We start from the raw sequence: 14,368 nt of genomic DNA on the forward strand, positions 1-14,368 counted from the left end.
GTAGCGTCAGGAAAATGCGGATTTACAACGTTAAGGGAATTCCGATATTAAAAAGCCCAATTCCTTTGCACTAAAATTGAGGAATTCTTCCATTTAATGGCCTTTAGTGGAGTATCATACTGGAGTATTACAACATCGACAAGAACATAAAAAGAAAAATCCTGTTTAAATGAATACAGGATTTTAATCAAACATATTTTAAATTCACACCACACTATCTAAAATGTGTGGTCCTTTTAATTTCAAGTGGTTTACTTAATAACCTAAATATAATTTTTGGGTGTATTTTCCGTTTAATTTAATCCAAATTCTTTTATTTTGTTATATAATGTCCCTCTTGAAATCCCTAAAAGGTTGGCAGCTGCACTTTTATTTCCATACGTTTTCCGTAATGCTTCCTCAATCTCTAACACTTCAGAATTTATTACAACATCTTCCTGTTGATCGCTTTCCCCTATTAGGCTGTTCGTTTGTTTCACTATCAACTTACTCTTCATAGTATCAGGCAAATGTTCCTCGGTAATAACTGATTTATCATTAAGGAGAACCAACCGTTCCATCGTGTTTCTAAGCTCACGGATGTTTCCTGGCCAATCATAGTTCACTAACTGGTTCATCGTTTCAGAAGAGATCTCCGGGACAGGCTTTTTATACTTAGAGCTGAATTCTTGAATATAATTCTGGGCATGAGCAATGATATCCTCTTTTCTGGTTCTTAATGGCGGGATATCGATGGTAATAACGGATAAATGAAAATAAAGCTGCTCGTTAAAATTTCCTTGTTTCACGAGAACCTCAATCGATTCTGAGGTGGAAGTAATAATTCGTGTGGGCGAGGTAATTTTCTCAACCCCACCCACCCGGTAAAAACCTTGATCAACCATATAATTTAATAGTTTCCCTTGGACCTGAAGCGGCATCTTATCAATATCTTCTATGAATAACGTACCTTCTAATGCTTGCTCGATCCGGCCGATTTGTAAGGTTTGTTGTTCCGCTGTAAAGGTTTCCTTTTGAAATCCGAAAAGTTCCATTTCCAACAAGGCAGGAGGGATGACCGAACAATTGAGGGTGATAAAAGGACCTTCGGCTTTTGTGCCCCCATAATGAATCGCTTGTGCCAGCATTTCCTTTCCAGACCCAGGTTCCCCTGTTAAATGAATGGGGATATCGGCATGGGCGACCTTTTGCGCAATCTTCAAGGTTTCCTGAAATTTAGGACTCCCGCTTACCAGGGTTGAAAAGGGATTGGACTTTTGAACAAGTAAGGTTGAGTTTGAATCCAATTCTTCGTTAAGCCGGATAATATTCGTGATATTATGTTCGGTCGCGACGCCGCCAATAATCTTATTTTCGATCATGATGGGTGAAGCGTTAATGAGAACATGTGTATCCTTATCAGGCCGATGATATTGTCCTCTTACCGGGCGCCCTTCATTTAAAATTCGGTGAAGGACAATCGATTCATCACGAAAGTGTTCCCCTATTTTTTTTCCGAGAATGTACTCTTTTTTAATCTTGTAGGTTTCTTCCGCTGTCGTATTCCAATAGACGACATGTCCAGCATGATCAACTGCTGTAACCGATTCATTAATCGTCTCCGCTAATGTCTGAAAATAAGCTGAAACTTGGCGGTTTTCAACCTCTAGCATTTCAATCCGCTTTTCAGCTGAAAGAACACCGATCATTCCCTTTTCGTTTTTAACAAGAACCGGTCTGCGCCAATCAACAGCGGTATTGATTTCATTGACATCAGAAATGACAGTGGATTTCAGCCAATGGAGCTGTTCAAGCCAATCAATAATGGGTATGGAGTCGTCGCCTAAGGCCATCAGACTGTTTTCATAATGAGTAATGATAAAGTAGGTTCCACCAGACACAATAACAAAATTGTACTCGTTAAGTTTCTTTTTTATTTCTAGTAAGGGTATATGATAATTTACTATTGTAAAGGAGTCATCCAGTATAAATGGTGCACTTTTGAACATACTAAAATCCTTTCATGCTTTTTCTTCACTTTAACATAAATTTAACGGCTATTCTAGCGAACCAGCCCTTTTAGGTCTGATATCGTAATAGCCCAACATTAGGACTATCCTAATATGAATGAACATTAATAAAAAAAGCTGAACCCGAATGATTATTCGGGTATCAGCATTTTCACAAAAATATTCTATAAACCTACTCTTTTGGTTCAACCACCTGTTTCAGAGTCAACAGGATTATGGTCATGCCGAGTGTTTATACTGATCAAATTCTCTTTGTAATTGCGCACTCGGTTCGGGTGTCATTAAGCTGACAATCCAGATGGCAGTCAAGCCTACGATGAATCCTGGAATGATTTCGTATAAACTATTTTTTAATACCGGTACACTGGCCCAAATGATGACCGTGACGGCACCGCCAACCATTCCGGCAAGAGCGCCCCATCTGTTCATCCGTTTCCAGTAAAGGCTCAGCAGAATGACAGGCCCAAAAGAGGCTCCAAAGCCAGCCCAAGCATATCCGACCAGTGATAAAATGGTTCCATTTTTATCAAAGGCAATCACAACTGAAATAGTGGCAACGACTAACACCGATAGTCTGCTGATAAACAGTAGTTCTTTATCTGATGCTGAGCGGCGGAAGAACGTCTTATACACATCTTCAGTCAGTGAGCTTGCTGTCACAAGCAGCTGGGAAGAGATCGTACTCATCACCGCTGCTAATAATGCGGCTAGTAAAAATCCAGTAATTAATGGATGAAATAAAATTCTGCTAAGTTCAATAAAGACGGTCTCAGGATCAGATAGTGTGAGACCTTGTTTCGAATAAAAGGCCAAGCCGATGAAACCGGTAAACATCGCACCACCGACAGAAAAAATCATCCAGCCCATACCAATTTGTCTTGCTTTTTTAATTTCTTTAACGGACGAAATAGCCATAAAGCGGACAATGATATGCGGCTGGCCAAAGTAGCCCAAGCCCCATGCCATCAACGAAACAATTCCTAAAAAAGTGGTCCCTTTAAAAATATCAAATAACTTAGGATCGATCCCCTTAATTTCTTGAAATGCGGACCCAAATCCGCCTACTTCCATAATGGTCACAGCTGGAACTAATATAAGTGCAGTTACCATAATTAAACCTTGTACAAAATCGGTCCAGCTCACCGCTAGAAATCCGCCAAATAAGGTATAGGCAATCACAACTGCAGCGATAATCCAAAGTCCTGCCTGGTAATGCAGATTAAAAGTGGTTTCAAAAAGAACCCCGCCTGAAACCATTCCCGACGATACATAGAAAGTAAAAAAGACAATAATAATGAGTCCAGAGGTCAAACGCAGCATATTCGAACGATCACCAAAACGGTTTTCCAGGAACGCAGGAATCGTCATCGAGTTGTTGGCGTTCTCTGTATAAGTTCTTAACTGTGGTGCTACATAAAGCCAGTTTAAATAGGCCCCTATGGTTAAACCAATCGCAATCCATGAGGCACTCACTCCTTGAGAAAACATCGCCCCGGGAAGACCCATGAGCAGCCAGCCGCTCATATCAGATGCCCCAGCACTTAGTGCTGTGACAGCAGGCCCCAGCCCTCTTCCGCCTAACATATAATCTTCTAGATTAGACGTTCGCTTGTAAGCAAAATAACCAATGATCAGCATACCCACCATATAAATACCGATAGAAATAAGAATCTGTGTATTCAAAAGCCCATCCCCCATTCTGTTTTTGATTCCAAAAATCATATGAAGCGCTTACAATAAAAGTTTAAACACGGTTGTTTTTTGGGGAATCCCCCCCTGTAGAGGGGGTTCCCTGTTTAGGATGTGATTAACGTTTTCTAGATTTCAGTTTCGCTTGCGTAAACAACAGCAGGTAATCGTATCCGCCAGCTTTTGAATCGGTGCCTGACATGTTGAATCCGCCAAATGGATGAGCACCAACTAATGCACCCGTACACTTTTTATTAATATAAAGATTTCCGCAATACATGTTTTCAAGGGCATACTGAATGCGTTCTTCATCCTGGGAATGATAAGCGCCCGTCAAACCATAGTCCGTATCATTATAGATTTCAATCGCTTCCTGCCAGTCAGCTGCTTTTGCTAGGGCAAGGACCGGGCCAAAGATTTCCTCCTGCATGATCCGGGCTTTTGGTTGAACATCCGCAATCACGGTTGGCTCAATGTAGAAGCCGTTCCCATCTGCTCTTGAGCCGCCTGTAAGCAATCGGCCTTCTGTTTTGCCAATTTCGATATAGCCGATGATTTTATCCACTGATTTTTGGTCGATTACCGGTCCAATCGGATAGTTCTCTTCAGGAAGACCAACCGTTAAATTTTTCGTTAACTCCGTTACTTTCTCAACCACTTCATCATAAACCGATTCCACAATAATCGCTCTAGAGCCCGCGGAACACTTTTGTCCTTGGAAGCCAAAAGCGGAAGCGACAATCGCCGCTGCTGCTGCATCTAAGTCGGCTGTTTCATCGACAACAACCCCGTCCTTGCCGCCCATCTCAGCAATGACACGCTTTAACCACAATTGGCCAGGCTGTACCTTTGATGCTCGTTCATAAATACGGCATCCTACTGCCCGTGAGCCTGTAAAAGAGATAAACCGAGTGCTTGGATGCTCGACCAAATACTCACCCACATCGATTCCATCCCCTGGCAAATAGTTGAGGACGCCTGAAGGAAGACCGACCTCTTCCATTAATTCCACAAATTTGGCGGCAACCACAGGAGTAGCATCAGCTGGTTTCAAAATAACCGTATTCCCTGAGACAATCGCTGCGACAGTGGTTCCTGCCATGATCGCTAGTGGGAAGTTAAACGGAGAAATGATTATCCCAACACCAAGAGGAATATAAGAAATTTGATTGTCTTCCCCTTCAATTTTTACAAGCGGCTGATGAATGCTTGTCTCGCTAAGGCGTATCATTTCTCTTGCATAGAATTCCATAAAATCGATGGCTTCTGCTGTATCAGCGTCAGCTTCAACCCAGTTTTTCCCAGATTCATAGACAAGGTAAGAAGAAAACTCGTGCTTACGCTGTCTCATTAAATCTGCTGCTTTGAATAGATATTCCGCACGCTCAGCCGGAGCAACCTTTTTCCAGGTTTCTAAGGTTTTCAACGCTTCCTGCATCGCTTGTTCAGCTAATTCCTTGTTCCCTTTACTAACAGACCCGATGACTTCATCTACATTTCCTGGATTAATGGAAATGGTTTGTTCTTCGGTAAATAACTTTTCATTGCCGATCACGAGCGGATACTTCCTGCCTAGCTCCGTTTTCACTTTTGCAAGAGCTGCAGTCATCGATTGCTTATTTTCTTCCAAAGTAAAATTCGTAAAAGGCTCATTTTTGTAAGGTGCTTGTTGTGTTGCAGTTGTCATAATCTTCCGACTCCTTTTTATATAAAATTGCTATTTTAATAGATTTTTAAGAACAAACCAGACATTGGCTGGTCTTTCAGCCAACCGTCTCATAAAATAACCAAACCAGTCTACCCCGTAAGGCACATACACACGGACATTAAAACCTTCTTTTACTAGTTTTGCTTGAATATCCTCACAAATTCCATAGAGCATTTGGAACTCAAATTGCTCTTTAGCTATTCGGTGTTCACTGACTAGCGTTTTTGTATAGTCAATCATCGCTTCATCATGGGTGGCTACCGCTGTATAGTTGCCGTTTAATAGATGCTGCTTAATAATTTTTTTAAAATTTTCATCTACATCCTTTTTCTCCGGAAAAGCAACGGTGGGAGACTCTTTGTATGCCCCTTTAACGAGACGCAGGTTTGCATTCAGTTGATTTAAGTCGTCGATATCCTGTTCTGTTCTAAAAAGGTAGGCTTGAATAACAAGTCCTACATTGTCATATTCCTTCCGAAGCTCTTTATAAATATCCAATGATACTTGACAGTGATCATAATCTTCCATATCGATTCTGACAAAATTACGATGGAGTTTAGCCCGGTTAAGAATTTTACGCATATTCTTCATACATAACTCTCTGCTAATATCTAGGCCAAGCGAAGTCATTTTAAGAGAAAGATTGGAATTGACCCCTGCTTCGGCAATAGCATCGAGGGTTTGAACGCACATGGCCGTTGATTCCTGTGCTTCTTCTTCTGTATAAACAAATTCCCCCAGGTGGTCTAAGGTGACCATTTTCCCATCACGATTCAATTTTTTCACGGAATCAATCGCTGTTTGGATGGATTCCCCTGCTACAAATCGCCCTGCTCCAAAACGCAAGCCGTATTTTTTTGCTAGTTTGTTAGCTGAGGTATTCTTCCCAAGCGATTGAAACATATTTCTCATTAATAATTCCATTGCCATCAAACCTCCTTCATAGAATGAACATTATTGTTTATTATGTAATGCCTTTACCTAATCTTATAACAGATTATACATAAGTGTCTATATATTTTTAAAATTTAAACATATTTGTTAACTTGTTAACCTGGATATACTCTTTGTTCAGTGAGTTTTGAACAATATTGTAAGGAAATCAGACATAGTTTTTTATAAATTGATTAAACTTCAACACTACATTTGGACAAACTTAGGGTACAAAAAAGGCCCTCCGAGAGGACCTTAACTTAAGGAAAATGCACAAACATACTTTTCTAGAAAAAATAAACAACAAATTTAGTCTTTACTCCTGAAGTAACCTGAATCTTTAGGTGAAGAATGAATAGGGATATTGGTCTATTTTATCGAATAAGCTTGGTACTTTTCACTTGTTGACTAAAACTCATCTTAAACAGATCGCACAAGACCAGCCCTTTTTTCAGAAATGGTTTTGCTGGGTCTATTGTTAATGAAAGATATTTTTATTTATTAACATTCTCAGACCAATGACGTTTTTAGGATAAAAAAAGCTAGGATTAATAATCCTAGCCTCATATAAGTATTACTCTAAAATAGATAGTTTTAATGCCTCAAGATTTTTTTTCATAACATCTATATAGTCTAAACCTTTTTCTTGCTCTTCTTTTGTTAATCCTTCCAATGGATTTAAAACTTCAGTTTTAGCACCTATTTCACTGGCTAACGTCTGAGCTACTTTTGAAGAGGTTAGTTCCTCAAAATAAATAATTTTCACATTATCCTTCTTTGTTAATTCCGTTAATGCAGCCAATTTCCCTAATGTAGGTTCCACATCAGGTGATAAACCTGCTATAGGAATTTGAGTTAAGCCATATTGTTTTGCCAAATAACCAAAAGCAGCATGTTGTGTAACAAATTCCTTTTTCTGTGCTTTACCAATGGTCTCTTTATATAAGCGATCTAAATCGGTAAGCTGAGAATTTAAAGCTGCAGCATTTTCTTCAAACTGGTCTTTATTTTTAGGATCTGCTTGTTCTAAAGCCTTAGCGATATTGTTAACCTCTTGCTGAGCTAAAACCGGAGATAACCAAACATGCGGGTCTTTGGAAGATGCATGCTCAGAGTGACCCTCTTCTTCCTCATCTTCTGATTCTAGTGCATCCATCAATTCAATCCCATTTGAAGCCTCAATTACTTTTAAATTTGAATCATTAATACTCTTTAAAACTTTTTCAGTCCAGGTTTCAAAATAACGGCTATTGTAGATAAACATATCTGCATCTTGAATTTTAGCCATATCCTTTGCAGTGGGCTCCCAATCATGCGGTTCTGCACCGTTCGGAACTAATAGTTCAACGTTTGCTGAATTGCCAGCCACTTTTTGGGCAAAAAAGTACATCGGATAAAATGTAGTAACAATTTGCATTTTTTTGGATCCTTCAATAGTCTTTTCATTTTTCGTCGATACTGCGTTGGAGCAACCGCTTAAGAACAGAAGAAAAATAATAAATGTACCAAAAAGCTTTTTCATGTATACCTCCAGCATATTATTAATTAGGAATCATTACGATTTAAATAAAATACTTATTTCTTATAATCAAAGTTTGTTAGATCTTCGTAAATCGTAACTATTACGAATTGTATTTTATAATGAGATTTTAATTTCGTCAACCCATTTTTAATGAATTAATTCACTAGGACAGCATATCCATATGATAGGAATGATAGATTCGAGGAGGTAGATTTTGTTGTGACCTATATTAATAAATTTCTAAAAGATTATTTAATTCTACTAATATTTTGTTTATTCTTGTTTCTATTCCTCTTTGCAGAGGAGATTAAAGACCTCCCCATTTTTACTAGAATTCCAAGTTCCTTTTTTAATGTTAATACCATTTTCCTGTTTTGTTATTGCTTTACCATTGTTAACTGGGTTTCTGATTCCTGCCAAAGTGCTTGATGCCTCCATTGCTAATAAAAAAGGAGCTATGCTAATTCTGTCTAACCAGAAACAAGCCCCTCAAGAAGATAAAAATCAATTAGACAGCAAGCCTACTCAACAAGGGGAAGATACTAAAATCAATAGACAGGAAGAATATGCGCATCTGATTAAAAAGTTAGAACAAAAATCCAATATCGTGATGAACGATTACGTATATGCGGCTTATTATGAAGAGATCAGTAAGGATATCAATAAATTTAAAGGGATTCATATATAAAGAAGCTGGTTTGTCCCAAAACCAGCTAGTGATTTCAAGGTTTTTGATTACACACTGTGTCGCTGATGCTAGCATAATCGGATTTGTTTCTGAGTTCTCGGAACCTTCTCCTTCCCTTGAAAAGGATACATGGGTCGAAGCAGAAGGCGTATTAGATATCACAACATTTAACGGGACTGAACTACCCCTTATTAAAATTACAGGCTTGAAGAAAATCAATGAACCTGAAAAGCCCTATCTTTATCCGATCAGTATAAAAATTTTGTAAGAATTAAAAAAGAAGCTAAAAAAGAATTCTTCAGCTTCTTTTTTTTACTTAGTCACCTATTATTCATTACTGCAAATTTAATTTTATAAATCTTTACGTTGTATCGAAAATCGATAACTATATGTATCACTATAATGAAGAGAGAAATACAAGAAAAAGTAGGCTACCTCACTCCCAAAGAAATTGGAATGATGGCAGCCTAATGGTGTTTTATATGTGTCTATTTTCGCTAAAAGTTCACTTACCAGACGATTTTTTCTTTTATTTAGGAAAAAATTGAGTCGAAACCCATCCAATTTTATATCACGTACATAATCATCATAGGTGTATGGTAATGTCCTGTGGATTCTAATATTACTGTCGGCTTAACCTTAGCCTCCTTTTCCACCTCTTCCAAAAAGTGAAGTAAAGTAGTCAATTTCTCAGTAGTGTGCGTACAGTGAAACTTTTTCGATATGGCTTTCCTTTATTTAAAAATGCTTGAACCTGACTTTCCCCTTTTGAAACATCCAGACCATCTACTAGATTCATTGTTTATTATTGGAAACAAGTACCACATAATCATTCCTACCCAACCATTTCTAACAATAATTGCATATGTTAAACCTATTGAAAATGATCGAAAGGTGCGATTGCTACCATTGTAGTGATGCCCCAAACGACATATTTTCTTTTTTACGACTTTCCTTTGCTTAATTGGTGAGCCAATCCTGAACCCAGTATTGCAATCGTTAATGCTACGATAACTGCCATCTCTTATTTTTACTCCTCCTTTATATTTCTAATTAAGTATATTCTGAAGGAATTACAAATTCCTTCTTCAATTAAACTGACCCATTTGTACAATAACTTCCACAGAAAAGGCGTTAATTAAAAACATCGAATATGCTACATATATCAAATCGTTGGGTTCCGTAATTATTCCCTCAATATCAATTGTGTATTATAAATACATCGTAGTGGAAAACCCTAATGTCTACACTTTAGTCAAATCAAAACCACTATAGGTTTCCACTTTACTTAAAGTAATCAAATTAAGTAAACTATTTGTTAGATAAGGAAAAAGGAGTTATTAACATGATCAATGTCTTATTTGTCTGCTTAGGAAACATTTGCCGTTCTCCGATGGCTGAAGCTTTGTTTCGCGACTTACTGAAAAAAGAAAATTTGACCAATAAAGTAGCCTGCGATTCCGCTGCTACAAGTGCATGGCATATTGGATCTCCTCCACATAAAGGAACCCTAGCCATTTTAAAAACATACAACATCTCATCAGATGGTCTGGTCGGACGTCAATTAACAAGGGAAGACTTTGAAAAATTCGATTATCTCATCGGCATGGATGAAAGCAACACAAAGAATATTTCCGAGATAACCGGCAAGCCTAATCATCCAAAAATCATTCGTCTGCTTGATTTATCTGAACATAATAAAGATGTCCCTGATCCTTATTACACAGGTGATTTTCAGGAAACCTATGATCTTATTTCACAGGGTTGCCAAGCATTACTCGAGAAAATACGCATCGAACAGACCTTATAATACGATATCCCGCTAATATTTTGATTAGCGGGTTTTCTTTTAATGTTAATCAACTCAAATACGATAGGAATAAAGTCTAAAGGAAAATAGATGGATTTACTTTCTCCTATCATTTCTTAAAAATAAGAGTAGTAGATTTTGAAAGGTAGCGATTGATAAAATGCTTTATATAAGAGATATTGAGGAAATAATTGAAAATACTTTGCAAGAGCACCAATTAACTATTGATTATGAAATGAACAATAAACTACTTTCACCTATGAGCTTTAATGTAACGACGAATACGATTAAGTTTAACTATTTACAAATTAATGGATATATTGCAAATATTAACTTTAAAATTAAAGAGACAGATGAAGATTGTGTTAAAATTATTCTATATCGTCAACTCGGTTATTATTTAGAATTTAAGAATAACAAACATGATTTAAGGGTATTAAAATATTTCGAGGATGAAGAAAAAGCACAGCTTCTAGCTAAAATAGAAAAGAATGCTTGGGATTCTGGCAGAACATTGGTACCTGAAAAATTAGTAAATTCCTATGATAAAGTCCGTGAATTAGATAAAATGCTATTAAAAAACTATTAAATATGATCTGGTAGACAAGGAGAAATGAAATGACCTGGTTAATTATTTCCACAGTACTAGCTGCATCTGTCGCTTGGCTTATTTTTATCGTAAAAAAGGAAAAGGCGAAACAAAAAGAAATGAGAAGCAACCATTTCCAAGAGGTAACAGCCATTAAAGAATGGCAAAAGGCTTCGATGGAAACAGCAGCAACTAAATTCGATGAGAAGGTCATGCTTTTGAACGAATCATTCCAACGTGAAATAGAAAAACTGTTGATCGAAAATGAAGTGATTCGGAAAAATTATCGAAACGGTGAGGAAATCATTACCCATCAGTTACTAGAAAATTTTAAATCAGATCTAGTTAGAAAAACACTTATTTCACCAGATGAAATGATTATTATGCCGAACATTTTTATTCCTGAGATAAACGGTAATACGCGGCAGATCGATCACATCGTCCTTTTATCAACCGGTATTTATGTAATAGAAACAAAACACTGGAAAGGCCACATCGTTTTGGGATTAAAAAGAATGGGCAGCCACAAGTTTTCGTTCTTAACAGAGATAATAGACAGTGAAAAAGAGGAAACGCTCGTATTTGATAAGGATGAGTCGGGAGCATTAACTGTGAAGACTTATGAAAATCCAATTAGTCAGGTTCAGGAGACAGCCGTCATCCTATCCAATTATTTACAAGGTCAAGATATTATAACATGGATCAACACCTTGGTATTCTTTAATTACGATGAAAATGAAAAAGAGGTTCACGATTGGTCGGATAACAGCATTGTAAAACGGGTTTCAGATAAAGAGCAGTTACAACAGTATTTTATCCATGAGCTTACCTCCAAAGATAGAATATATGGTGCTTTTCAGCTTCAAAATATTAAGCATCTGATCGAAAACGCTAATTACATTTAAGTTTGCAAGAATTTAAGAGGGGTTCAAGTGAGGAAATATAGTAATGGGGGTCAGACCCCCATTAACTAATTCGATTGCGCTTGTGACAGGCGAACTTGCACTTTCGTATAATGAAAATGGATGGAATACCGATAAAAAATAAGATGGTGAAGCTGGTATGAGAATAAATTTATCAGAGAATCAAATGGCGGAAATAAAACGAATAGTTCAAAAAGAACTTTTCATAAAAGGAATAGAACCAACAGATGAATATCTATTTATCCACTGTTTTTCGAAAATACAGAAAGAAACCGTCTATTATCATTTGTTAAGAGAAAATGATACGTTGATAATCCGCTGCTATGCACGCGTGTTTGACAACTTAGGTCTGAGCGTAATGATCAGAAGCGCAGCAAAAAATGTATTTGAATATCTGGTAAACCAAACTGGATTACAAAACACAATCTATATAGAAAACGGGATAGAGTTTAAATTTTAAAAAAGAAGGACCCTAAAGTTAAATATATATGGACAATTAAAATTTGATAGATAAAGCCTGTATCAGTGATTACCAAGTAATCATTAATACAGGCTTTTTTTAAAAATTTCTTTTTGAACTAAAGCACCCAATAGTTTAAGTACATTAATTCACAAACACTCATTCAAAATTAAAAGCGATGTTATACACAAGGGAATACTAACTATGTTAAAGAGTTTATGATTAATTTCTCTTTAATAATGGCGTCTGGAAGGGCATTCAATTTACCTTCATTTAATTCAATTAATCGTTTTCTAAAGTAATTAGCTTCCCTACTTGTATGATCAATGAGCAATGGAAAATTATTTGCTCCTGGCAACTTACATGTGAGAATTAGCCCTAACACTTTTCGTTTAAATACAAATATATTGGTTGCAGCTTGTTGTACTACTGAATTAAATCTTCTAATTTGTTCAGGATCTGTTTGATTAGTATAGGTATGTGCAGCTTGTTCGATGTGTTCAAATGTTCGGTAAAATTGATTCGCCTCTTGAATTAGTTGAGTATCCTCTGCTCTAAAACCCAATCGAAGAAATAAAGAATGTTCTTTCATGATCCTAGCCCAAAAACGTATTTCATTTAAAGAGCGTTCAACAAACAATCCAAATGTACCACCTGTATCAGCATGAAATATGGTTTCATCCCCGTTCTTTTGGAAGCCCCCCTATTTACTGCACTTGTTCTATTCTTATTAACAAAGTCATTTAAATATACATAGAGCAAAAGCTCAGTTAAATTGTGCATTTTTTCATAATCTAAAAAAAACGATCTTCATCTGACATTGATATTACTGTTTAGAAAAATGAAGCCCGCCTACTTATTTTGTTAAGTAAAAATAAATAACCAACCTATCAAAGTTTAGGTTGGTTTACTGTTTTATTGCTAAATATAGAATTATTTTATTTTCTACTTATTACCTGGAGCTGGCTGGCCAACACCTTTAATATGGTGTCTATGTCCATCGTCTTCCGTTGTATAAAAATCATAATAATGAACATGCATTCCATTACCCACTGGAATAGCGGGTCCTGAACGAGCCTTATAATGATGGGTATGCCCGTTTTCAAAGACCACATATCCTTCCGTATAATGAATATGGCTACCTTCCTGAGTTGGAATCGCAGGAGAAGTAACATCTAAACACTGATGAACATGCCCTGCCTCCATCGAAGTATAATCAACAGAGCCATGATTATGGTGAGGTACCATCCCTTTTACAAAATCATCTTTTCCTACCTTAACCATTGCCTCCACCCCTTCTTTTCTACAACTATATTACTAAGGATATTTATTAATTAAACAAAATATGTTCGTGAAACAAGTTAAAATATTTGAATGATATCTCTTCACAAAGTTAAACTTTAAACCTTTTCAATTCCCATTCCAGAAACAACAAAATGTGGACTATTATCTTTTCGGTTAAAGAACCTCCAGTGTTCGCCTTGATCATCATCTTCCGAACTATCTGGAAATGCTTCTAGTTTATAACCATCTGATAAAAAGACCTTTAATCCACCTATATCATCAGATTCAATGTTCTTTACCTGTAATCGTCCTTTGTCCTTTATAAAAGTTTTAATTCGTTCATCAAATCTATTCTTACCTAGCATATCCCAATCGAAGTCCTCAATGTCTCCACCCCATTCCGAGCTTGGAGAATAGAAATCCCGTGATGCTACAAGAATTTTATTATTTAAGGTAATTCTCCAAGAACATTGAATATGAAGTGCGTATTCTGCTGATACTTGGGTTTTTCCTCTCCGAATGATTGGAATCATATCCCCAAAACCCAGCCAAAATAGGTTAGATGCTCTTCCTGCATCCTGTAATTTTAATCCCACTAATTTGCCTAATTCAGCAATAATGTCTTCTTTCATACACGTCTCTTTGCTTGGATTAATACTTAGGAAAGCACCCCGTTAGCCATCCATGAAGCGCAAAAATCGGCGCTTCACCACAGAGAATGAAAATGGTTAGGAAGTGTCAATACTGATACTG

Annotated in this window: 13 protein-coding genes and 2 pseudogenes; 6 read left to right on the plus strand and 9 right to left on the minus strand. The window is 36.9% G+C overall.

The window, feature by feature from the left end; genetic code table 11:
- Positions 1-293 precede the first annotated feature (293 nt).
- From QF028_RS11270 to QF028_RS11290, 5 genes are all read right to left on the minus strand, one after another.
- Positions 294-1,988 carry a sigma-54 interaction domain-containing protein gene (locus QF028_RS11270; RefSeq protein WP_429465433.1) on the minus strand — a complete coding sequence of 565 codons (1,695 nt, stop codon included), beginning with the start codon at positions 1,986-1,988 and terminating at the stop codon, positions 294-296.
- A 240-nt stretch (positions 1,989-2,228) separates the two neighbouring features.
- Positions 2,229-3,707, minus strand: a complete 1,479-nt coding sequence (putP, locus tag QF028_RS11275; RefSeq protein WP_429465435.1) for a sodium/proline symporter PutP — start codon at positions 3,705-3,707, stop codon at positions 2,229-2,231.
- A gap of 109 nt (positions 3,708-3,816) precedes the next feature.
- On the minus strand, positions 3,817-5,385 hold the full coding sequence (gene pruA, locus QF028_RS11280; RefSeq protein WP_429465437.1) for an L-glutamate gamma-semialdehyde dehydrogenase: 1,569 nt from the start codon (positions 5,383-5,385) through the stop codon (positions 3,817-3,819).
- A 30-nt stretch (positions 5,386-5,415) separates the two neighbouring features.
- The gene (locus QF028_RS11285; RefSeq protein WP_429465439.1) at positions 5,416-6,330 is read right to left on the minus strand and encodes a proline dehydrogenase family protein; all 915 of its coding nucleotides are present in this window, start codon (positions 6,328-6,330) and stop codon (positions 5,416-5,418) included.
- A gap of 583 nt (positions 6,331-6,913) precedes the next feature.
- Complete coding sequence (locus QF028_RS11290) at positions 6,914-7,861, minus strand: metal ABC transporter substrate-binding protein (RefSeq protein WP_429465441.1); 948 nt, start codon at positions 7,859-7,861, stop codon at positions 6,914-6,916.
- 352 nt (positions 7,862-8,213) lie between these two features.
- Here QF028_RS11290 and QF028_RS11295 point away from each other — a divergent pair, with 352 nt between their 5' ends.
- Positions 8,214-8,549 carry a DUF1980 domain-containing protein gene (locus QF028_RS11295; RefSeq protein ID WP_429465443.1) on the plus strand — a complete coding sequence of 112 codons (336 nt, stop codon included), beginning with the start codon at positions 8,214-8,216 and terminating at the stop codon, positions 8,547-8,549.
- A gap of 10 nt (positions 8,550-8,559) precedes the next feature.
- Complete coding sequence (locus QF028_RS11300; RefSeq protein WP_429465445.1) at positions 8,560-8,817, plus strand: hypothetical protein; 258 nt, start codon at positions 8,560-8,562, stop codon at positions 8,815-8,817.
- Positions 8,818-9,133: 316 nt separating this feature from the next.
- On the opposite strand, the pseudogene QF028_RS11305 reads toward QF028_RS11300, so the two are convergent.
- Positions 9,134-9,348: pseudogene (locus QF028_RS11305) on the minus strand (IS110 family transposase); the annotation flags it as partial.
- Positions 9,349-9,894: 546 nt separating this feature from the next.
- Here QF028_RS11305 and QF028_RS11310 point away from each other — a divergent pair.
- The 4 genes from QF028_RS11310 (at position 9,895) to QF028_RS11325 (ending at position 12,331) form a co-directional block, all read left to right on the plus strand.
- Positions 9,895-10,359, plus strand: a complete 465-nt coding sequence (locus QF028_RS11310; protein ID WP_215014308.1) for a low molecular weight protein-tyrosine-phosphatase — start codon at positions 9,895-9,897, stop codon at positions 10,357-10,359.
- Between the two features lie 202 nt (positions 10,360-10,561).
- The gene (locus tag QF028_RS11315; protein ID WP_429465447.1) at positions 10,562-10,948 is read left to right on the plus strand and encodes a hypothetical protein; all 387 of its coding nucleotides are present in this window, start codon (positions 10,562-10,564) and stop codon (positions 10,946-10,948) included.
- A gap of 29 nt (positions 10,949-10,977) precedes the next feature.
- Positions 10,978-11,853 carry a nuclease-related domain-containing protein gene (locus tag QF028_RS11320; RefSeq protein WP_429465449.1) on the plus strand — a complete coding sequence of 292 codons (876 nt, stop codon included), beginning with the start codon at positions 10,978-10,980 and terminating at the stop codon, positions 11,851-11,853.
- Between the two features lie 157 nt (positions 11,854-12,010).
- Positions 12,011-12,331, plus strand: a complete 321-nt coding sequence (locus QF028_RS11325) for a hypothetical protein (protein ID WP_429465451.1) — start codon at positions 12,011-12,013, stop codon at positions 12,329-12,331.
- Between the two features lie 223 nt (positions 12,332-12,554).
- On the opposite strand, the pseudogene QF028_RS11330 reads toward QF028_RS11325, so the two are convergent.
- From QF028_RS11330 to QF028_RS11340, 3 genes and pseudogenes are all read right to left on the minus strand, one after another.
- Positions 12,555-13,114 (minus strand): annotated as a pseudogene (locus QF028_RS11330) (DUF2935 domain-containing protein); the annotation flags it as partial.
- Positions 13,115-13,276: 162 nt separating this feature from the next.
- The gene (locus tag QF028_RS11335; protein ID WP_429465453.1) at positions 13,277-13,615 is read right to left on the minus strand and encodes a YmaF family protein; all 339 of its coding nucleotides are present in this window, start codon (positions 13,613-13,615) and stop codon (positions 13,277-13,279) included.
- A gap of 116 nt (positions 13,616-13,731) precedes the next feature.
- Entirely contained in the window at positions 13,732-14,247 is a 516-nt protein-coding gene (locus QF028_RS11340) for a hypothetical protein (RefSeq protein ID WP_429465455.1), read from the minus strand.
- Positions 14,248-14,368 lie beyond the last annotated feature (121 nt).

This window comes from Neobacillus sp. B4I6 (assembly GCF_050434045.1).
Taxonomy (GTDB): domain Bacteria; phylum Bacillota; class Bacilli; order Bacillales; family Cytobacillaceae; genus Neobacillus.